The sequence below is a fragment of the Dyella sp. BiH032 genome, assembly GCF_031954525.1.
Taxonomy (GTDB): Bacteria; Pseudomonadota; Gammaproteobacteria; order Xanthomonadales; family Rhodanobacteraceae; genus Dyella_D.
This window is the reverse complement of the sequence record NZ_CP134867.1, coordinates 83979-102326: the sequence shown is the minus strand read 5'-3', so window position 1 is coordinate 102326 and position 18348 is coordinate 83979. Positions and strand designations below refer to the sequence as shown.

Below are 18348 nucleotides of genomic sequence, written 5' to 3'. Positions count from 1 at the left end.
AAAAGCCGTCCGCTCGCGCGGACGGCTTTTTATTGGGCGGAAAGCCGGCTTAGAAGCCGACTTTCACACCGAGGTTGACGCTGTTGTACTTCTGGCTGTCGTCGCCGAAACGACCGCTGTAACCCACCCAGCCCGTCACGTTCTCGCTGAATTGCGCGGACAGGCCCACATCGGCGCTGCCCCAGGTCTTGTCGGGAACGAAGCCGGTGAGGGCGAACTCACCTGGCATGCTGTTCACGCCGGCCTTAATGCTGCGCGGGTCGGCCTTGCTGTCGTGGTTCCACGCCACCTCGGCGTAAGGCACCAGCATCATGCCGCCGGCCTGCCAATGGCCCTGCAGTCGCCAGCCGAGCGTGGAAATCAGCGCATCGCGCTGCTGGCGCTCGAACCACATCGCCGTGCTGTCGTCGCCGCTCTCGGTATAGCCATTGACCTTGACCGTCTGCCACTCGACGGTCGCGAACGGACCGGTGCGCAGTGTGTTGAAGTTGAACCACCAACCGCCAGTGACGCCACCGCCGAGGCGGTTGCCATCGGCCTTGCCGCTTTCGCTGCGCGACATGGCACCGAGCTGGATGCGGCGTTCGATATCCGAGAAATTCGACTGCGCGAAGTTCAGGTAGCCACCGACGTAGCCGCCGCCATTGTGATAGGTCAGGTAGCCCAAGCCGCTGATGTCCTGCAGCTTGTAGCCGCCACCGCCGGCGAAGTCCGCGTTGTGCTGGCCAATGCCCAGCGCGACACCCATCGATACGTGCTCGGTCGCGCGCACATCGGCGCCCACGGTGAGGTTGACGTTGTTGCTGGTGGTCTTGGGCGAGCTGCTCTGCTCGTCGAAGCGCTGGTGGGCGTAATCGACATTGGCGAAGAACCGCGTGTCGCTGCCCATCGCGTCGGCCATCATCTCGTTGCGGATGGCGCGCGTCTGCGCCGCCTGCGCGGCCAGCGGAGCCTCGCCGAGCATGGAGATCTGGCCCGGCGCGCGGATCAGCGACACCACGTACTGGCCCAGCATGGCGTGCGCGGCCGTGGTCGGATGCACGCCATCGGCGAACAGATAGGTGTTGTTGGCACCGGCAGCGTAGCTGTAAGGCAGGCCGGAGCCGGCGGGGCCGCACTGGATCGAGCTGCCATTGCACGCCGGCGTGGTCACGTTGGTGAAGCCGTAGGCGGATGGGTTGGCGATCACCTCGTTGAGCAGCTGGAAGGTGTTCACCGGGATCACGTTCAGCCCATTGCCGCTCAGCTGGCTGATGCCCGCGTTGAGCACGCCGTTGAAGGCGAGCGAAAGCTGCGTCGCGCCAGCGGAGGCTGCCGGGCCGCCGGCCATGCCGGACGGGGTCTTGCCGATGTCGGGCAGGTTATAGACCACCACGTACTTGGCGCCGGACGCCTGCAGCTGGCCGAGCAGAGCGACTTCCGTCTGGGCGGCGGCGACCGCGCCGGCGGCGAGCACGTTCGGGTTGGTCGATGTGCCGGTCAGATAGAAGATGTCGTTGGCGCCGCCCCACACCTGGTACAGCGCGTTGCTGTCGGCCCTGCCGCCGTTGGCAGCCAGGTACATCTGGAACTGCTGCGGCAGCAGCGGCACCCCGGCCGGCGTACCGGGCGAGTTGTGCTGCAGGCCCGCGCCGCCGAAGGCGAAATCGGTGCCGCCCGAGAGCGAGGCCGTGACCGGCAGGCCGAGCGCGGCGGCGACGTTCTCCGCCGTGGTCGTTCCGGGATTGGTGGTGAAGCGCAGCGGGGTTGGCGAACCCGATAGCTTGGCGATGTTGCCGGCGTCGCTGAGACTGTCGCCGATCACGACGACCTTGCTGAAATCGGTGGCGGCGGCGGCGGTGCTGAACAGCAGGCCGGCGGCGATGGCGCCGGCGAGATGGCGGATGCGGGGCATGGCGGTAACGCTCCTTGAGCCGGGATGGCCTTTGTTATTCCCGCGTTACGTTAATGCATGCCCATACGTAAGCGCATGCTGCGCCGCACCGCAGCGCAGCATGCGCAATCCACTGATTTCAGCGCTTCATCGCCCGCGACAAAGCATCGGCAAAGGCGCTGTTGGCCGGCGCAGGGGCCGGCTTCGGCGCGCCGCCGCCCGGGCGGGGGCCGCGGCCGTCACGCTGGCCGCGCGCTTCGTTGCCGCCGGGTTTGCCGCCCCGGGCCTGGCCCGGCTCGTCGTCCAGGCGCATGGAGAGGCCGATGCGCTGGCGCGGAAGGTCTACTTCCATCACCTTGACCTTGACGATATCGCCGGCTTTCACTGCGTCGCGCGGGTCCTTGACGAAGCTGTGCGACAGCGCCGAGACGTGCACCAATCCGTCCTGGTGCACGCCGATGTCCACGAAGGCACCGAAGGCGGCCACGTTGGTCACGCGCCCTTCAAGGATCATTCCCGGCCGCAAATCTTTCAGGTCTTCCACGCCCTCGGCAAAGCTCGGAGCGACGAACTCCGGTCGGGGGTCGCGACCGGGCTTTTCCAGTTCCTTGAGGATGTCGCGCACCGTCGGCACGCCGAAACGCTCGTCGGTGAACTGCTCGGCCTTGAGACCGCGCAGGAAGGAGCTGTCGCCGATGATGCTTTTCACCTCGCGGCCGTATTGGGCGATGATCCGCTCCACCACCGGATAAGCTTCCGGATGCACGGCGCTTGCATCCAGCGGATTGTCCCCATTGGGAACGCGCAGGAAGCCGGCGCATTGCTCGAAGGCCTTCTCGCCCAGGCGCGGCACCTTCAGCAGCGCGGCGCGATTCGGGAACGGGCCGTTGGCGTCGCGATGCTTGACCACGTTCTCCGCCACGCTGGCAGTCAGGCCGGCCACGCGCGAGAGCAGCGCCGCCGACGCCGTATTGACGTCCACGCCCACCGCGTTCACGCAGTCTTCGACCTTGGCGTCCAGCGCGCGCGCCAGCTTCACCTGGTTCACGTCGTGCTGGTACTGGCCCACGCCAATCGCCTTGGGCTCGATCTTCACCAGTTCGGCCAGCGGATCCTGCAGGCGGCGCGCGATCGAAACGGCGCCGCGCAGGCTCACGTCCAGGCCCGGGAATTCCTTCGCCGCCAGCTCCGACGCCGAGTACACCGACGCGCCGGCTTCGCTGACGACGATTTTCGACAGCTTCAGGTCCGCGTGCTTCTTGATCAGCTCGCCAGCCAGCTTGTCGGTCTCGCGTGAAGCGGTGCCGTTGCCGATGGCGATGAGGTTTACGCCGTGCTGCTTGCAAAGCACCGCCAGCCGCGCGATGGACTGGTCCCACTGGTTGCGCGGCTCATGCGGATAGACGGTATCGGTGGCCAGCAGCTTGCCGGTCGGATCCACCACGGCGACCTTCACGCCGGTACGGATGCCTGGATCCAGGCCCATCACCGTCTTGGCGCCGGCCGGCGCGGCGAGCATGAGGTCCTTGAGGTTGTCGCCGAACACGCGGATGGCTTCGTCCTCGGCGTTCTCGCGCACCTTGCCGAAGAGGTCCAGGGTCAGGTGCAGATGCAACTTCACGCGCCAGGTCAGGCGCACCGTCTCGCGCAGCCACGCATCGGCCGGACGGCCGCGGTCGTGGATGCCGGCGTGGGCGGCGACACGACCCTCGCCTTCGAGATGGCCCTGTTCCGCATCGAGGGTGGGTGCCAGGTCCAGTTCGATCACACCTTCGTTGCGCGCGCGCATCAGTGCGAGCAGGCGGTGCGAGGGAATTTTCGAGATGGCTTCCAGGTGATCGAAGTAGTCGCGGAACTTCGCGCCTTCGTTCTCCTTGCCTTCCACCACCTTGGCGCGGATCTGGCCTTTCTCCCACAACCAGTCGCGGAGTTCGCCGACCAGGTGGGCATCTTCCGCGATGGCTTCCATCAGGATGGCGCGTGCGCCATCGAGCGCGGTGCGCACGTCGGGCACGCCCTTCTCGGCATCGACAAAGGCTTTGGCGAATTCCTCGGGCGATTGCGAGGGATCGTCGCGCAGGCCAAGGGCGAGCGGTTCCAGCCCCGCTTCGCGGGCGATCTGCGCCTTGGTGCGGCGCTTGGGCTTGTACGGCAGGTAAAGGTCTTCAAGGCGCGCCTTGGTGTCCGCGTCCAGAATCTCCTGTTTCAGCGGGTCGGTGAGCTTGCCCTGCTCCTCGATGCTCGCGAGGATCGCGCCACGCCGGTCCTCCAGTTCGCGCAGGTAGCGCAGGCGTTCTTCCAGCAGGCGCAGCTGCGTATCGTCGAGGCCGCCGGTGGCCTCCTTGCGGTAGCGCGCGATGAACGGCACGGTGGCGCCGCCATCCAGCAGTTCGACCGCCGCGGTGACCTGCGCGGGTTTGGCGGCGATGTCCTGGGCGATGCGTTGTTCGATGCTGAGCATGAGTTGCCGATGATTCCTTGGAACGACGAAAGGCGCGGCAAGCCGCGCCGGTGGAGTTCAGGATGATAACAAGCGCGCGGCGGTCGCCAGCGCATTCGCCGTCCGGGCGTCGCGAGGACGACGCCGGACGGTGCATCCCACGGAGGGCCTGCGTCAGGCGTTGAAGGAACCCTTGTCCTGTCCTTCCGATGCCTCCGGCTTCACGGCGCCGAGTTCGCTGGCGCGCCCATTCAGCACCAGCGTACTGGCGATGATGTCGTGCAGGCCCTGCTTGCGCTGGGTGAACGCCACCATCACGTAGCCGATCATGAGGATCAAGCCGCTCAGCAGCTTGGCGAAATGCCGGCCCGTCGCACGCAGGAAGCTGATGCGGTTGCCTTCCATGTCCACGACCCGGATCCCGAGCGCGAGCTTGCCGAGGGTGGCTTGCCAGGACGAACTCTCGCAAAAGGCGAAGTACAGCCAGGTAAGCACGAGCTGGACCAGGATCGCCGGCAACATGGCGTTGTAGAACGCCGCATAGGCCGCCAGCGCGGCATGCGGATCGGAGCCCTGCGCGTTCTGCATCAGAGCCTGCTCGGCCGCACCGGCGCCCATCATCCGGCTGATCAGCAGATTGGGAATCCACAGCACGATGGAGTCGATGATGTAGGCGGCCACGCGCTTCCAGAAGCCGGCATAGTCCTCCAGCGAGCGCTGGCGGTCCGGCGCGGTCTGTAGCGGGGCCTTGGGCGGCGAGTAGGCGCGGTCCAGCGTCGGCGGCTGCTCGGGGAACAGCGAGGACAGCGGCTGCCAGTCGGACATGCCCTGGTACCAGCCAAGGTCGCCCGGACTCAGCCTGCCAGTGCGCAGCCACTCGCGCACGTCCGCTTCGGTGTAGGGACCGTGTCGTTCGCCATCCCGGCCAATCCAGACTTCCATCGCTTCGCTCCCATCAGTAGAGCACGCATGATGCCACGGCTGGGAACCGGTTCCATGGCTCCGGTGGACCAGGCACCAGCGGGGGACTTCATCGCCAATGCCTGTTCGGAATTCAGGCGGCGCGCCGCTTCAGGTGCACCAGCAGCAGTGAGATCGCCGCCGGCGTGACGCCGCTGATCCGGGATGCCTGGCCGATGGTTTCCGGTCGCGCGCGCTTGAGTTTCAGCAGCACCTCGGCGGAAAGTCCGCGCACCTTGTCGTAGTCGAAACCATCGGGGATGGCCGTCTGCTCGTGGCGTCGCTGGCGCTCGATCTCCTCGCGCTGGCGTTCGAGATAACCGGCGTACTTGGCTTGCACCTCCACCTGCGCGGCCACGTCGCCGTCGGGCACGGACGGTCCCAGTTCCGGCACTGAAACGAGCTGGGCGTAATCGAGCTCAGGGCGGCGCAGCAGGTCCAGCGCGTTTGTCTCGCGACTCACGGCGATGCCGAGGTGTCGCTCGACCGCTGCACCCAGGATGTTGTTCGGCGCCGCCCACAGGCCGCGCAGGCGCTGCGTTTCGTGTTCGACTGCGTCGCGCTTGCGGCACAACGCATCGAAGCGCTCCTGCGGTACGACACCCAGCGCGTGGCCGGTCTCGGTGAGGCGCAGGTCGGCATTGTCTTCGCGCAGGTGCAGGCGGTACTCCGCGCGCGAGGTGAACATGCGGTACGGCTCGATGGTGCCGTTGCTGGTGAGGTCGTCGATCAGCACGCCGATGTAGGCCTCGTCGCGGCGCGGATACCACGGCGCCTTGCCCTGCACGGACAGTGCCGCGTTGAGCCCGGCGATCAGCCCCTGCGCGCCGGCTTCCTCGTAACCCGTGGTGCCGTTGATCTGCCCGGCGAAGAAGAGGCCGGGAATACCCTTGGTTTCCAGCCACGGGTGCAGGCCGCGCGGATCGAAATAGTCATACTCGATCGCATAGCCCGGCCGCGTGATGTGGGCGTTCTCGAAGCCCTTGATCGAGCGCACCAGCGCCAGCTGTACGTCGTACGGCAGGGACGTGGAAATACCATTCGGATAGATCTCGAACGTTTCCAGCCCTTCCGGCTCGATGAAGATTTGGTGTGAGGACTTTTCGGCGAACCGCACCACCTTGTCCTCGATGGAAGGGCAGTAGCGCGGGCCGATTCCCTCGATCTGGCCGGTGTACAGGGGCGAGCGGTCCAGCGCGCCACGGATCACCTCGTGCGTACGCTCGCTGGTGTGGGTGATCCAACAGCTCACCTGGCGCGGGTGTTCGTCGCGCGAACCCAGGTAGGAAAACACCGGTTCGGGATCGTCGCCCGGCTGTTCCTCCAGGCCGGTGAAGTCGATGCTGCGCAGGTCGATGCGTGGCGGCGTGCCGGTCTTAAGGCGGTCGGCGGCGACCGGCAGTTCGCGCAGGCGCTGCGCCAGCGTCGTGGCCGGCGGGTCGCCAGCACGGCCGCCGGCGTACTGGGCCTGTCCGATGTGGATCTTCCCCGCGAGGAAGGTGCCCGCGGTGAGCACGACCGAACGCGCGCGGAAGCGCAGGCCCATCTGGGTCACCACGCCCACCACACGGCCGCCTTCCAGCTCGAGGTCGTCCACCGCCTGCTGGAAGAGCTCGAGTCCGGGTTGGGTTTCCACGATCCGCCGGATCGCCGCCTTATACAGCGAACGGTCCGCCTGGCAGCGCGTGGCGCGCACGGCGGGGCCCTTGGATGCATTCAAGGTGCGCCATTGGATGCCCGCACGATCGGCGGCCCGGGCCATGGCGCCGCCAAGCGCGTCGATTTCCTTGACCAGGTGCCCTTTGCCGATGCCGCCGATGGCCGGGTTGCAGCTCATCTGGCCGATCGTCTCGATGTTGTGGCTGAGCAGCAGCGTGCGCGCACCGGTGCGCGCGGCGGCGAGTGCGGCTTCGGTGCCGGCATGGCCGCCGCCGACCACGATGACGTCGTAGTGAGTCGGATGAAGCATGATCGAGGTCCGCCCGGAGGGGCTGCAGGACGAAAGAAGGCGATATGGTAGCGCGATCAGTGATTTAAGGCTTGGACGCGCGACACTGGCACGGTTCCTGCTTTTTCAATCCTGCACTTTCACCGGGCAGACGTTGTCGCGGAAACGCGCGCCGAGATCGAACGGACAGGGGTTCGATCGCGTGCCGGGGAGAGGAAGCAAGACGGCGCCCCTAGGGGCGCCGTCGTTTTTTTTGCCGTTTGGAAAAGCGCGGCCAGATTAAGATCTGGCGCCCGGCGGTCTCAGGAACAGGGGGAATCCAGGATGACCGTGTTGCCGGGCGCCAGAAACCGAAAATGCGGTGGGCGCAGACGGCTGCTTGCCGCCTCGTCGTGGGATGGATATTTACCCCTTGAGCGTGAACATGGGGTGACTAAAACGGAGATTTGTGCCGGATCACGGCACCACCTGACGTGCTGCGTCATTTCGTGATCCATGCCCGGACTTTTCGTGATGAATATCCGAGAAGTTGGTGATCTGGATCACAATGGCACACCCGTTGCTTCGCTTCCCTAGCCGAAAGGCGCGAGGAGCAAGGCATGGACACCAGCAACGGCCAGCAAGACTTTCACGAGTTCTACCCCCACCATGATCTGCTGGTGGAGATCGGTCGCGTCGAGATGGCGATGGATCACCTCCAGGAGCGTGCCGAGGACGAACAGCGCACGCTGCGGCCCCGCCTCGAATCGCGCATGCACCGGCTGCGGGACGAACTGGGCCATCTGGCGGTCTGATCCGCCCGCGGGCCATTCTTTCCGGCCAAGACGCCGCGGCCGCGACCAAGCCGACCCAAGGCCCGGTGCCCCTCCCTCAGTCGTGCAGCATGCTCTGCACGATCTCCGACAGATTCCGCGACAACCCGTCTCGAGCCGCCAGCGCCTCGACCGCTTCCTTCGCCCGCGCACGACGCCCGGGCTCCAGGCGCCGCCAGCCATTCAGCACCGTGGCCAGGCGAGCGGCGATCTGCGGGTTGAGCGCGTCCAGTTCGGCAAGGCGTTCGGCCAGAAGGCGATAACCGGCGCCGTCGGCGCGATGGAAGCCGGATGGGTTGTTGCGTGCCCAGGCGCCGAACAGCGCATTGACCCGGTTGGGATTGCGCAGCGTGAACGCGGGGTCGCGCTCCAATGCCTGTACCGTTGTCAGCGCGGGTTCGCCAGCGCGTTGGGTCTGCACGCTGAACCATTTGTCCAGGGCGAGCGGGTTGTCGGCGTACCGCGTCCGGAAGTGCGCCAGCGCCGGCGCGGCTTGGGGGGCATCCGTGCGCACCAGCACCGACAGCGCCGCCAGGCGGTCAGTCATTCCCGGCGACGTCTCGTACTGGCGCGCAGCCAGCACCTGGGCGCGGGACGCGTCCAGCAGCGCGAGCAAGTCCAGCACGCGGCGCTTCAGTCGCCGCCGCGCCTGGCTCTCGGCGTCGAGCTCTCCGCTCGTTGTTCCGGCCAGAATGTCATAGCGAGCCATCAGCGCGTCGATGCCGATCCGCTCCGCGAGGCGCCTCTGCAGTGCCTGGCGCGCAGCATGGATGCGATCGGGATCGGCCGCCTGCTCCCGCTCGGCCAGCTCGACCTCGCCCGGCGGGGTCATCAGCTCCGCCAGCAGTGCCGCGTCCACCGCCTCCTCGCCGAACAAGCCTGCCAGCGCGTCGCACCAGGCATCCACGGCCTCGGCTTGGCGTTGATCGCGCAACGCCTCATAGGCGCAGACGGCCAGCTGCTGGCCCGCCTGCCAACGGTTGAAGCCGTCGGGGTCGTGCCGCAGCAGCAGCGCGAGATCGGCCGCCGTGTCGAGGCCTTCGAGCATCACCGGTGCGGAAAAGCCCCGCAGCAGGGAGGGCACGGGCTCGGCGTCGACCTCGCGGAACACGATCCGCTGCTCGGCTTGGTCGACCACTACGACGAGTTCGTCGTCGCCTGAGTGCGGGTGGCCGTCCACGTGCAAAGGCAGCATCCGACCATCCCGGGCGAACAACGCCAGCTTCACCGGGATCGGCAGTGGCTGCTTCTCCGCCTGTCCGGGCGTCGGCGGCGTGTGCTGGGCAAGCGTGAGGACGTACTCCCGCCGCGCGGCATCGTACCGGCCGTTGGCGCGCAGCCGCGGCGTGCCTGCCTGCACGTACCAGGCCAGATAGGGCGAGAGGTCGGTGTCGTTCGCCTCGCCCAGCGCCGTCAGGAAATCCTCGATGGTCGCCGCCTGGCCGTCGTGACGCGCGAAATACCAGTCCATGCCGCGGCGGAAACCTTCCTGCCCCAGCCGGCCGGCGATCATGCGCACCAGTTCGGCGCCTTTTTCATAGACCGTGGCGGTATAGAAGTTGTTGATCTCGCTGTACTGCGCAGGACGCACGGGATGCGCGAGCGGCCCGGCATCCTCCGGGAACTGCGCGCGCCGCAGCAGCGCGACGTCCTCGATGCGCTTGAGCGCGCGCGAGTTCATGTCCGCCGAGAACTGCTGCTCGCGGAACACCGTCAGCCCTTCCTTCAGCGAAAGCTGGAACCAGTCGCGGCAGGTCACACGGTTGCCGCTCCAGTTATGGAAATACTCGTGCGCCACCACGGCTTCCACCGCGCGGTATTCGTCGTCGGTGGTGGAATCCGGATCCGCCAGCAGGTACTTGGCGTTGAAGATGTTCAGTCCCTTGTTCTCCATCGCGCCCATGTTGAAGTCGTGCGTGGCGACGACATGGAATACGTCGAGATCGTACTGGCGCCCGTACGTCTTCTCGTCCCAGCGCATGGAGCGCTCCAGCGCATCCATCGCGTAGTGGCAGCGGTCGATCACGTTCGCTTCCGACCACATCACCAGCCTCACGGAACGACCATCGGCGGTCACGTATCCGCGCTCGATCTTCTCCAGCCTTCCGGCCACCAGTGCGAACAAGTAGCTAGGCTTCGGATGCGGGTCGACGAAACGCGCCCAATGGCGCCCGTCCCCCAGCTCGCCCGCGCCGTCGGGATTGCCGCCGGCCAGCAGCACGGGGAAACGCGCCTTGTCCGCGCGCAGCGTGACCGTGTAGCTCGCCAGCACGTCCGGGCGATCCGGGAAGAACGTGATATGCCGGAAACCTTCCGCTTCGCACTGGGTGAGCAGGAAGCCGGCGTCGCGCGAGCCCGACAGATAAAGCCCTTCCAGCGCGGTATTCGCCGCCGGCGCCAGCCGCACGCGCGTCTCCAGCACGCTGCCGTCCCGCGCGCCATCCACCTCCAGCGACTCGTTGGACTGGCGATAGCGGGCGGCATCCAGCGCTTCGCCATCCAGCGTCACGGACAGCAGCTCCAGCCTCTCGCCATCCAGGCGCAACGGCGCGTCCTGCATGGGGTCGCGGCGCAGGTGCAGGCGGGAGAACACTTCCGTGGCGTCGATGCCCAGATCGAACTCCAGTTCGATGCGCTCGACGCGCCAGGCGGGCGCGCGGTATTCGCTCAGGCGGATAAGGGGCGTGGAAAGCTGGTCGCGTGCGGTCATGGCGAAAGCAGCGGGCAGGAAAGAGAGTTCAGGCTAACATGCGGCACTTTCCCGCCAGGACAATGCCGATGGGTGCCTACCGCGCCGAGAAGGGTCAAGTGGGGCCCCACCAGATCGCCGTGCTGGAAGACTCCGTGCGTGGGCGCCGCGCGCGCATCGCGCGGCGCGGCGCCACGCTGATCGGGCTGGAGCAGACCCTCGGCGCCACCACGCTCGACCTGGCTGACGGCTACCGCGATGCGGCCGAGCTGGACAGCCGTCCCAGTTCCCGTTTCGCCGTCATGGTGCCGTTCGCCAACCGCATCGCCGATGCGCGGTATGTGTTCGATGGGCAGTCGCACGATCTCGCACCCGGCATCGAGGGCGCTCAGCGCGCGGCGCGGCATGGTTTCGTGCGCGGCGTGGATTTCGAACTGGCCGCCGTGGGCGCCGATGCCCTCGGCGCGCGCGCCGAGTTCCGCACCAGCGCGATCCGCCCCGGGCTGCACCCCGGCTATCCCTTCGCCATCGACCTGAGCGTGAGCTATCTGCTCGACGAGCGCGGCCTGACCCTCGAAGCCTGCATGCGCAATGTCGGCGACCGCGCGGCGCCGTGCTTCTTCGGGTGGCACCCCTATTTCCGCCTGGGCGACGCATCGGCCGACAGCTGGGAACTGCAGGTGCCCGCCGAGACCATCGTGCGCACCGACGCCGGCTTCATCCCGCTGCCGGGCGCGCAGGCGCACGTACCCATGGTGGAAGAGCCCGCGCTGGACTTCCGCCGGCCGCGCCTGATCGGCGCGCACGAGATCAACCATGCCTACGCGCAGCTGCGCACCGACGAGGACGGCCGCGCGCGTACCCGCCTGCGCGATCCGGACAGCGGCCTGGGCCTCGCCGTGTGGCAGGAATCGGGCGTGATGCTCGTCTTCACCGCCGATACCGTGACGCGGGACGTGCGGCGCTCGGTGGCGCTGGAGCCGATGGAAAGCTGGGCGGACGCCTTCAACCGTGCGGACTGCGCCGACGCGATCCGCCTCGAACCCGGAACCGAGCGCCGCTTCCGTTGCGGCGTGGAGATCGAACTGCCGTGAGCACCTTGCCCGACCTCGAACACATCCGCGACGCCGCGGCCCGCATCGCGCCCTACGCCGCCGTGACGCCGGTGCTGCGCAGCGCGCGGCTGGACGCGCTGGCCGGCGCGGAGCTGCACTTCAAGTGCGAGAACCTGCAACGTGGCGGCGCCTTCAAGTTCCGCGGCGCCTGCAATGCCGTCTGGTCGCTGGACGACGCGCAGGCTGCGCGCGGCGTGGTCACTCATTCCTCCGGCAACCACGGCAATGCGCTGGCGATGGCCGCCGCCACGCGCGGCATTCCCGCCCATGTCGTCGTGCCCGAAGGCGCGGTGCGCGCCAAGCTGGAAGCCATCGAGCGCGCCGGCGCCGTGCTGCACCGCTGCGCGCCTACGCAAGCCGCGCGCGAAGCGGCCGCCGCCGAGGTGCAGCGGCAGACGGGCGCCGAGCTGGTGCATCCCTACGCCGACGCGCGCGTCATGGCCGGGCAGGGCACGCTGGTGCTGGAACTCGTGCGCCAGGTGGAAGGCCTCCAGGCGCTGATCACGCCCGTCGGCGGCGGCGGCCTCGGCGCCGGTTGCGCGATCGCGGCGCACGGCCTGGATCCGGACATCGCCATGTACGGCGCCGAGCCCGCGGGCGCCGACGACGCCGCACGCTCGCTGGCGCGCGGCACGCGCGTCGCGGATTTCCATCCGGACACGGTCTGCGATGGCCTGCGCGCCCTCATCGGCGAGCCGAACCTCGACGCGCTGCGCGCGCATCGCACACACATCGTCACGGTCACCGACGAAGAGGCCATCGCCGCCATGAAGCTGCTGTGGCAGGAGCTCAAGCAGGTCGTCGAAGTGTCCAGCGCCACTGTGCTGGCGGCAGTGCTCAAGCAGCCGGAACATTTTTCCGGTCGCCGCGTCGGCCTAGTGCTCAGTGGCGGCAATGTGGATCTGGACACGCTGCCTTGGTGAATCCGCGGCGCTGAGCGGGCACGTGGCGTGGCGCGTGCCTCGCCGCGTCAGGCTTCCGCTCTCCGTCCGCCCAGGCGCAGGCCGGTCACCGCAAGCAAGCCCGCCAGCACGAACGCGATGCCGAGCGCTTCCATCGTGGATGGACGCTCGTGTAATACGGCCCAGGCCAGCAGCACGCTGACGATCGGCACGCCGAGGCTGGACAGGCTCGCCACCGCGGTCGGCAGCCGCTGCAGCACCAGCAGCCACAGGCCCCAGGCCACGCTGGAAGCGAGCACCACGCTGTAGGCCAGCCCGGCCACCAGGCCCCAGGTCCACTCGATCGGGCGTTGCGGCACCAGCCACGCCACCACGCAGAGCCCGAGCGCGCCGAACAGCATCTGCCACGCGGTGAGGTTGAGCGGCGTCGGCCGATGCTGCAGGAACATGCGCTTGCTCAGCACTGTGCCCATGGCCCACGCCGCACCGGCGGCGATCGCCAGTACGGTGCTGCCGCCGCCGCCCAGGCCGCGCCAGGGTTCGATGATGCAGACGAGACCGACCGCCGCGAGCGCGAGTCCCGCCCAATGCCGCGGCGTCGGCTTCTCGCGCAGCACCACCCAGGCCAACAGCACCGCCCAGAACGGCATGGTGTACGCCAACAGCGCGACGCGGCCCGCGCCACCTTCCACCAGCGCCCATTGGCCCAGGCCCTGGAAAGCCGCCGTCTGGCACAGGCCGATCAGAGCCGTGGGCAACACCGGCGGCGGCCGCATCGATTGTCGCGTTGCCGCCAGCGCACCGAACAGCACCAGCGCGCCGAGCGTGTAGCGCAAAGCGGAAAACTGGAACGGCCCGGCGTGCTGCAGCACTTGCTTCATCACGATCCAGCTGTACGCCCAGATCAGGATCGTGACCAGCATGGCGGCGACGGCGCCGCGTCGAGAGCGTTCGGCAGGCATGTGCGGGAAGCGGGCATGGGCGATGTGCGCGGAGCGCGCACGATCGCGGGCATGTCGGAAAGATGCAAGCTCAGCGCGCGCTAAGCGCAGTGGACGCGTGCGTGAAGGCTGCGTGTACAACGCACGCCGAGCCCACCATTGAAAGCGACACGCGATGTGCGTTTCTAGAGGAGCTTCACACTTTGCCCAGCGCGCATGGCTCATGTTGCCGTTCACAATGAAGGCCAGCATCGACCACAGGGGGCAGAATGATCGAGCTGGAGGTGCAGGTCCTTTCGGACCGTCGCGAAGGATTGCTGGTGGAACTCGGCCGCGTGGTGGTTGCCAACGGCTATACCTTGCTGCGGCAACGCTTGTCTCAGGACAGTCGCGGAACGTGGCTGACCATGATCATCCGTGGCCCGGCGGAGCGGCAGCTTGCGCTCGAAGAAGAGCTAGCCACCCATAGCCGCGTGCTGAGCTTCGAAGGGAGCCTGTCGGAAGGCCGTGCCGCCGCGCCGGCGCCGATGCAGGCTGCCGCACCGCCGGTCCATGCGCCGGCTCCCGCACCGTCGTCGCCCAGCGCACCCGCGCCAGTGCCGCATGGCGCCGGGCCCGATGTGGGCCAGGTGGAGAGCACGCTGCCGCAGCTGGCGCGCGACTATCCGAAGATCTTTCCCTGGTTGCGCAACCTCGAGCACGCCGTCACGGCGGATGCGCGTGAGGCATCGCTGCAGCTCGCGGGGCGCCGCACCGGCGCATGGGTCTACAAGCGCGATTACGCCATGGGCGCAAAACTGAGCCTGGTGGACGCGATCAAGCGCATCGCCGTGCCGGCGATGCGGGAACTGGCCACGGTGGACTGGCGCGACGGCCAGCTGCTGATCCAGAACAGCCCGCTGTGCTCGCCGGGAGGCCATTCCGGCTGCCGCTTCTTCAGCGGCTATCTCGAAGGCGTGCTGGGGGGCTCCGTCGCACCGCAGACCGTATTCGTGCGCAACCTGTTCTGTCGCAGCCACGGCGCGGCCAGCTGCGTGCTCGAAATCTCGCACTGAGTAACACAGGGGGTCCGGAGCGCATCCGGGTCCATGGCTGGCAACGCGGGCACGGGATGCCCGCGCAGGCCTTTTATTCACTTTCCACGTGACATCAGGAGAAGTGCCATGGCTGCGCATCAGAGCTACAACTGGCTGCTGGTCGTTCTTTCGTATTTGATCTCGGTGCTCGGTTCCTACACCGCGCTGCAACTGGCGGTGGGCATTCCGCTGGCGCAAGGCCGCCAGCGTACGGCCGCGATCTTCGCCGCGGGCGCCGCGATGGGCGTGGGCGCCATCTGGGCCATGCACTTCATCGCGATGCTGGCGTGCGACATGGGCATGCCGGTCACCTACGACCTGGTGCGCACCGCGCTCTCGGCCGTGCTGGCCTTCGCGGCCTGCTCGCTGGGACTGGCCATCGCCGGCAGCGGCAGCTTCAACTGGTCCAAGCTGGTGGGCGCCGGAGTCTGCATGGGGCTCGGCGTGGCGGGCATGCACTACCTGGGCATGCAGGCGGTGCTGATGGGCGCATTCATTACCTACGACATGAACGTCGTGGCGCTGTCCGTGCTGATCGCCGTGGCGGCTTCGATCGCTGCCCTGTGGCTGGCCTTCAACCTCCGCGGCATGGCGCAGATGATCGGCAGCGCGCTGGTGATGGGCGTCGCCGTCTGCGGCATGCATTACACCGGCATGGCCGCGGTGAACATCGACGACAACGGCGGCCAGCTGCCGGCCGGCTATGCCGACGGTCTGCGCGGCGACAACCTCGGCGTGAGCATCTTCGCCGTGGCGCTGGTGCTGCTGGTAGTGGTGCTGGTGATGAACCATCTGCGCCAGCGTCGCCGCGAGGCGATCACGATCTGAGCGAACAGGAACGGGGAGCGCGACGCTCCCCGTTCCGGCTATGCTGCGCATCCCTTCGGGAGCACGACGCATGGCCAAGCCTCTCACCCGCTGCGCCTGGGCCGATGGCAGCGAGATCGAACGCGATTACCACGACACCGAATGGGGCGTGCCGCTGCACGACGATCGCCTGCTGTTCGAATGCCTGATCCTGGAAGGCGCGCAAGCCGGCTTGTCGTGGCGCACGGTACTGGTCAAGCGTGAGCGCTATCGCCAAGTGTTCCATGGCTTCGACATCGCGCGCGTGGCGGCGATGAAGGACCGCGAGCTGGACAAGCTGATGCTCGATCCCGGCATCGTGCGCAACCGGCTGAAGCTTTCCGCCACGCGCGGCAATGCGCAGGCGGCGTTGAAACTGATCGATGAAGCGGGCAGCCTGGATGCGCACCTGTGGTCATTTGTCGATGGCAAGCCGATCAGGAACCGCTGGCGCGACCGCGGCCAGGTGCCGGCGAGCACGGCGGAGTCGGACCGCATGAGCAAGGACCTGAAGAAGCGCGGCTTCCGCTTCGTCGGCACCACCATCTGCTACGCCTTCATGCAGGCCACCGGCATGGTCGACGACCACGTGGCGGACTGCTTCCGCAAAGCCTGACCTCAGCGCCGGCGCGGCTTGCAATAGGCGTCGTGCAGGGCCTGGATCACGCCCAGCGCGGCGCTCGGCCGCAGCGAGTAATACACAGCCTGGGCCTGGCGCCTGGTCTCGACCAGCGAGGCCTCGCGCAGCACGGCCAGGTGTTGCGATAGCGCGGACATCGATAGCTCCGCCACCTGCTGCAGTTCGGATACGGAAGCCTCCCCTTCGGCCAGCCGGCACATCACCATCAAGCGGGTCGGGTGCGCCAGCGATTTGAGCAGGCCGGCGGCTTCCTCGGCATGGCGGGCCATGCGGGTCATGTCAGCGTTTAAGGTCATCGGCGCGATATGCGTGCTTGACTTCGGATTTAGGGGATTCTAATTTAGAAAAATCTAAATTGCTATGCCGATTCCCGCCATGTCCTCCGGTCGCCCCAGCTACGACGTCAAGGCGTTCTTCCACGCCGATACCAACACCTTTACCTACGTGGTGCATGAAGGCCGCTCCGCCGTCGTGATCGACCCGGTACTGGACTACGACGCGGCTGCCGCGCGCGTCGGTACTGCCTCGGTCGACGCCGTCGTCGCGTACGTGCAGGAACAGCGGCTCACCGTGGACTGGGTGCTGGAAACCCACGCGCACGCCGACCATCTGAGCGCGGGCGACCATTTGCGCAATGCGCTCGGCGCGAAACTCGCCATCGGCGAGGGCATCATCCAGGTACAGGCGCGCTTCAAGAAGCTGTTCGGCCTGGGCGAGGAGTTCGTTGCGGACGGTCGCCAGTTCGACCAGCTGTTGCGCGACGGCGACCGGTTACACGCCGGCGCCATGGAAATCCGCGTGATGGCGACGCCGGGCCACACTGACGACAGCCTTACCTACCTGATCGGCGATGCCGCCTTCGTCGGCGACACGATCTTCGCGCCGGAGACCGGCACGGCTCGTTGCGACTTCCCGGGTGGCGACGCCGCGCGCCTTTACGGTTCGATCCAGAAAATCCTCGCCCTGCCGACGGATACACGGCTGTACCTGTGCCACGACTATCCCCCGGCCACGCGCGGCCCGGAGCCGTTGACGTCCGTTGCCGCGCAGCGCGGAGGCAACGTGCATGTGAAGGATGGCGCGAGCGAGGCTTCGTTCGTGGCCATGCGCACCGCGCGCGACGCCACCCTGGCGGTGCCGCGGCTGCTACTTCCCGCGCTGCAGGTGAACATTCGCGCCGGCCGGCTGCCGCCGGTGGAAGCCGACGGCGTGCGCTACCTGCGCCTGCCGCTGAATCGTTTCGGAGGCGCGCCGTGAATGCATGGCTTTCCGGGCTTGCTGGCGGTGTATTGATCGGCGGGGCGAGCACGTTGCTGCTGTTGCTCAACGGCCGCATAGCGGGCATCAGCGGCATCGCGTTCGGCGCGGCGGAGCGCGGCCTGCCCGGCCGTGGCTGGCGAATCGCTTTCGTGCTGGGGCTGCTCTCGGCCGGCGCGCTGGCTTTCCACGTACTGCCACACGGCGGCATACGCGAAGGGTTTCCGCGCGCGTGGCTGGTTGCCGCCGGCCTGTTGGTCGGCATCGGCACGGCGATGGGCAGTGGATGCACGAGCGGGCATGGCGTCTGCGGCCTGGCCCGCTTCTCGCGGCGGTCGCTGGTCGCGGTAGCCGTGTTCATGGCGACGGCTTTCGCCACGGTGTACGTCGTGCGCCACGTGCTGGGGAGCGCGCCATGAGTCTTCGCTTGCCGGCGGCGTGGCTGGCCGGGCTGCTGTTCGGGTTGGGGCTGGTTCTGTCGCGCATGAGCGATCCGCGCGTGGTGCTGGGCTTTCTGGACGTGGCGGGCGCATTCGATCCGACCCTGCTCTTCGTGCTGGTCGGTGCCGTGGGCGTCACGGCGATCGCGTTCCGACAGGTGCTGCGCCGCAGTCGCCCCGTGCTGGACGAACGCTTCCATCTGCCGACCTCGCGCACGATCGACGCCAGGCTCGTGCTGGGTGCGGCGATCTTCGGCATCGGCTGGGGTCTGGCGGGCTATTGTCCGGGCCCCGCGCTGGTGGCGCTCGGCGGCGGTCTGCGCGAGGCGCTCTATTTCGTGCCGGCCATGCTGGTCGGCGGTATCGGTTATCGCTGGTGGATCGTGCGACGCAGTAACTGACGGCGGGT

The 18348-nt window shown here is 67.6% G+C and carries 16 protein-coding genes; 9 read left to right on the top strand and 7 right to left on the bottom strand.

What is annotated here, in order from left to right; all coding sequences use genetic code 11:
- Positions 1 to 49: 49 nt before the first annotated feature.
- The 4 genes from RKE25_RS00395 to mnmG form a co-directional block, all read right to left on the bottom strand.
- The gene (locus RKE25_RS00395) at positions 50 to 1894 is read right to left on the bottom strand and encodes an autotransporter domain-containing protein (RefSeq protein WP_311840301.1); all 1845 of its coding nucleotides are present in this window, start codon (positions 1892 to 1894) and stop codon (positions 50 to 52) included.
- 118 nt (positions 1895 to 2012) lie between these two features.
- Positions 2013 to 4334 (bottom strand): Tex family protein, encoded by a 2322-nt coding sequence (locus tag RKE25_RS00390; protein ID WP_311840300.1) that lies wholly within the window; start codon positions 4332 to 4334, stop codon positions 2013 to 2015.
- Positions 4335 to 4487: 153 nt separating this feature from the next.
- Complete coding sequence (locus RKE25_RS00385) at positions 4488 to 5255, bottom strand: RDD family protein (RefSeq protein ID WP_311840299.1); 768 nt, start codon at positions 5253 to 5255, stop codon at positions 4488 to 4490.
- 112 nt (positions 5256 to 5367) lie between these two features.
- Positions 5368 to 7242: a tRNA uridine-5-carboxymethylaminomethyl(34) synthesis enzyme MnmG gene (mnmG, locus tag RKE25_RS00380; RefSeq protein WP_311840298.1), complete on the bottom strand. Its 1875-nt coding sequence runs from the start codon at positions 7240 to 7242 to the stop codon at positions 5368 to 5370.
- A gap of 578 nt (positions 7243 to 7820) precedes the next feature.
- Between mnmG and RKE25_RS00375 the strand changes: the two genes are divergently transcribed.
- Positions 7821 to 8015, top strand: a complete 195-nt coding sequence (locus tag RKE25_RS00375; protein WP_311840297.1) for a hypothetical protein — start codon at positions 7821 to 7823, stop codon at positions 8013 to 8015.
- A 76-nt stretch (positions 8016 to 8091) separates the two neighbouring features.
- Here RKE25_RS00375 and pepN read toward each other — a convergent pair whose 3' ends face one another.
- Entirely contained in the window at positions 8092 to 10743 is a 2652-nt protein-coding gene (gene pepN / locus RKE25_RS00370; RefSeq protein ID WP_311840296.1) for an aminopeptidase N, read from the bottom strand.
- Between the two features lie 68 nt (positions 10744 to 10811).
- Between pepN and RKE25_RS00365 the strand changes: the two genes are divergently transcribed.
- Together RKE25_RS00365 and RKE25_RS00360 are read left to right on the top strand one after the other, a co-directional pair.
- Complete coding sequence (locus RKE25_RS00365; protein ID WP_311840295.1) at positions 10812 to 11816, top strand: aldose epimerase; 1005 nt, start codon at positions 10812 to 10814, stop codon at positions 11814 to 11816.
- On the top strand, positions 11813 to 12760 hold the full coding sequence (locus RKE25_RS00360) for a pyridoxal-phosphate dependent enzyme (protein ID WP_311840294.1): 948 nt from the start codon (positions 11813 to 11815) through the stop codon (positions 12758 to 12760). The genes RKE25_RS00365 and RKE25_RS00360 overlap by 4 nt, the downstream gene beginning before the upstream one ends.
- A gap of 47 nt (positions 12761 to 12807) precedes the next feature.
- Here RKE25_RS00360 and RKE25_RS00355 read toward each other — a convergent pair whose 3' ends face one another.
- Positions 12808 to 13701: a DMT family transporter gene (locus RKE25_RS00355; RefSeq protein ID WP_311840293.1), complete on the bottom strand. Its 894-nt coding sequence runs from the start codon at positions 13699 to 13701 to the stop codon at positions 12808 to 12810.
- Between the two features lie 248 nt (positions 13702 to 13949).
- Here RKE25_RS00355 and RKE25_RS00350 point away from each other — a divergent pair, with 248 nt between their 5' ends.
- The 3 genes from RKE25_RS00350 (at position 13950) to RKE25_RS00340 (ending at position 16218) form a co-directional block, all read left to right on the top strand.
- Positions 13950 to 14735 (top strand): hypothetical protein, encoded by a 786-nt coding sequence (locus tag RKE25_RS00350; RefSeq protein ID WP_311840292.1) that lies wholly within the window; start codon positions 13950 to 13952, stop codon positions 14733 to 14735.
- A 108-nt stretch (positions 14736 to 14843) separates the two neighbouring features.
- A complete protein-coding gene (locus tag RKE25_RS00345; protein ID WP_311840291.1) occupies positions 14844 to 15584 on the top strand; it encodes an MHYT domain-containing protein in 741 nt (246 codons plus the stop codon).
- Positions 15585 to 15654: 70 nt separating this feature from the next.
- Positions 15655 to 16218, top strand: a complete 564-nt coding sequence (locus RKE25_RS00340; RefSeq protein WP_311840290.1) for a DNA-3-methyladenine glycosylase I — start codon at positions 15655 to 15657, stop codon at positions 16216 to 16218.
- Between the two features lie 2 nt (positions 16219 to 16220).
- On the opposite strand, the gene RKE25_RS00335 is transcribed toward RKE25_RS00340, so the two are convergent.
- The gene (locus RKE25_RS00335; RefSeq protein ID WP_311840289.1) at positions 16221 to 16538 is read right to left on the bottom strand and encodes a metalloregulator ArsR/SmtB family transcription factor; all 318 of its coding nucleotides are present in this window, start codon (positions 16536 to 16538) and stop codon (positions 16221 to 16223) included.
- 79 nt (positions 16539 to 16617) lie between these two features.
- On the opposite strand from RKE25_RS00335, the gene RKE25_RS00330 reads away from it, so the two are divergent.
- Genes RKE25_RS00330 through RKE25_RS00320 form a run of 3 tightly spaced genes read left to right on the top strand, consistent with a single transcriptional unit; the run spans position 16618 to position 18340 of the window.
- On the top strand, positions 16618 to 17499 hold the full coding sequence (locus tag RKE25_RS00330) for an MBL fold metallo-hydrolase (RefSeq protein WP_311840288.1): 882 nt from the start codon (positions 16618 to 16620) through the stop codon (positions 17497 to 17499).
- The gene (locus RKE25_RS00325) at positions 17496 to 17918 is read left to right on the top strand and encodes a YeeE/YedE family protein (protein WP_311840287.1); all 423 of its coding nucleotides are present in this window, start codon (positions 17496 to 17498) and stop codon (positions 17916 to 17918) included. Before RKE25_RS00330 ends, RKE25_RS00325 begins: the two co-directional genes overlap by 4 nt.
- Entirely contained in the window at positions 17915 to 18340 is a 426-nt protein-coding gene (locus RKE25_RS00320) for a YeeE/YedE family protein (RefSeq protein WP_311840286.1), read from the top strand. Before RKE25_RS00325 ends, RKE25_RS00320 begins: the two co-directional genes overlap by 4 nt.
- The last annotated feature ends 8 nt before the right edge of the window (positions 18341 to 18348 follow it).

Excerpts from the sequence above, each read along its gene's own strand:
- RKE25_RS00365 (WP_311840295.1), top strand. The coding sequence starts at position 10,812 with ATGGGTGCCTACCGCGCCGAGAAGGGTCAAGTGGGGCCCCACCAGATC.
- RKE25_RS00350 (WP_311840292.1), top strand. The coding sequence starts at position 13,950 with ATGATCGAGCTGGAGGTGCAGGTCCTTTCGGACCGTCGCGAAGGATTG.
- mnmG (WP_311840298.1), bottom strand. The coding sequence starts at position 7,242 with ATGCTTCATCCGACTCACTACGACGTCATCGTGGTCGGCGGCGGCCAT.
- RKE25_RS00375 (WP_311840297.1), top strand. The coding sequence starts at position 7,821 with ATGGACACCAGCAACGGCCAGCAAGACTTTCACGAGTTCTACCCCCAC.
- RKE25_RS00395 (WP_311840301.1), bottom strand. The coding sequence starts at position 1,894 with ATGCCCCGCATCCGCCATCTCGCCGGCGCCATCGCCGCCGGCCTGCTG.
- RKE25_RS00355 (WP_311840293.1), bottom strand. The coding sequence starts at position 13,701 with ATGCCTGCCGAACGCTCTCGACGCGGCGCCGTCGCCGCCATGCTGGTC.
- RKE25_RS00385 (WP_311840299.1), bottom strand. The coding sequence starts at position 5,255 with ATGGAAGTCTGGATTGGCCGGGATGGCGAACGACACGGTCCCTACACC.
- RKE25_RS00330 (WP_311840288.1), top strand. The coding sequence starts at position 16,618 with ATGTCCTCCGGTCGCCCCAGCTACGACGTCAAGGCGTTCTTCCACGCC.
- RKE25_RS00320 (WP_311840286.1), top strand. The coding sequence starts at position 17,915 with ATGAGTCTTCGCTTGCCGGCGGCGTGGCTGGCCGGGCTGCTGTTCGGG.
- RKE25_RS00345 (WP_311840291.1), top strand. The coding sequence starts at position 14,844 with ATGGCTGCGCATCAGAGCTACAACTGGCTGCTGGTCGTTCTTTCGTAT.
- RKE25_RS00390 (WP_311840300.1), bottom strand. The coding sequence starts at position 4,334 with ATGCTCAGCATCGAACAACGCATCGCCCAGGACATCGCCGCCAAACCC.
- RKE25_RS00340 (WP_311840290.1), top strand. The coding sequence starts at position 15,655 with ATGGCCAAGCCTCTCACCCGCTGCGCCTGGGCCGATGGCAGCGAGATC.
- pepN (WP_311840296.1), bottom strand. The coding sequence starts at position 10,743 with ATGACCGCACGCGACCAGCTTTCCACGCCCCTTATCCGCCTGAGCGAA.
- RKE25_RS00335 (WP_311840289.1), bottom strand. The coding sequence starts at position 16,538 with ATGACCTTAAACGCTGACATGACCCGCATGGCCCGCCATGCCGAGGAA.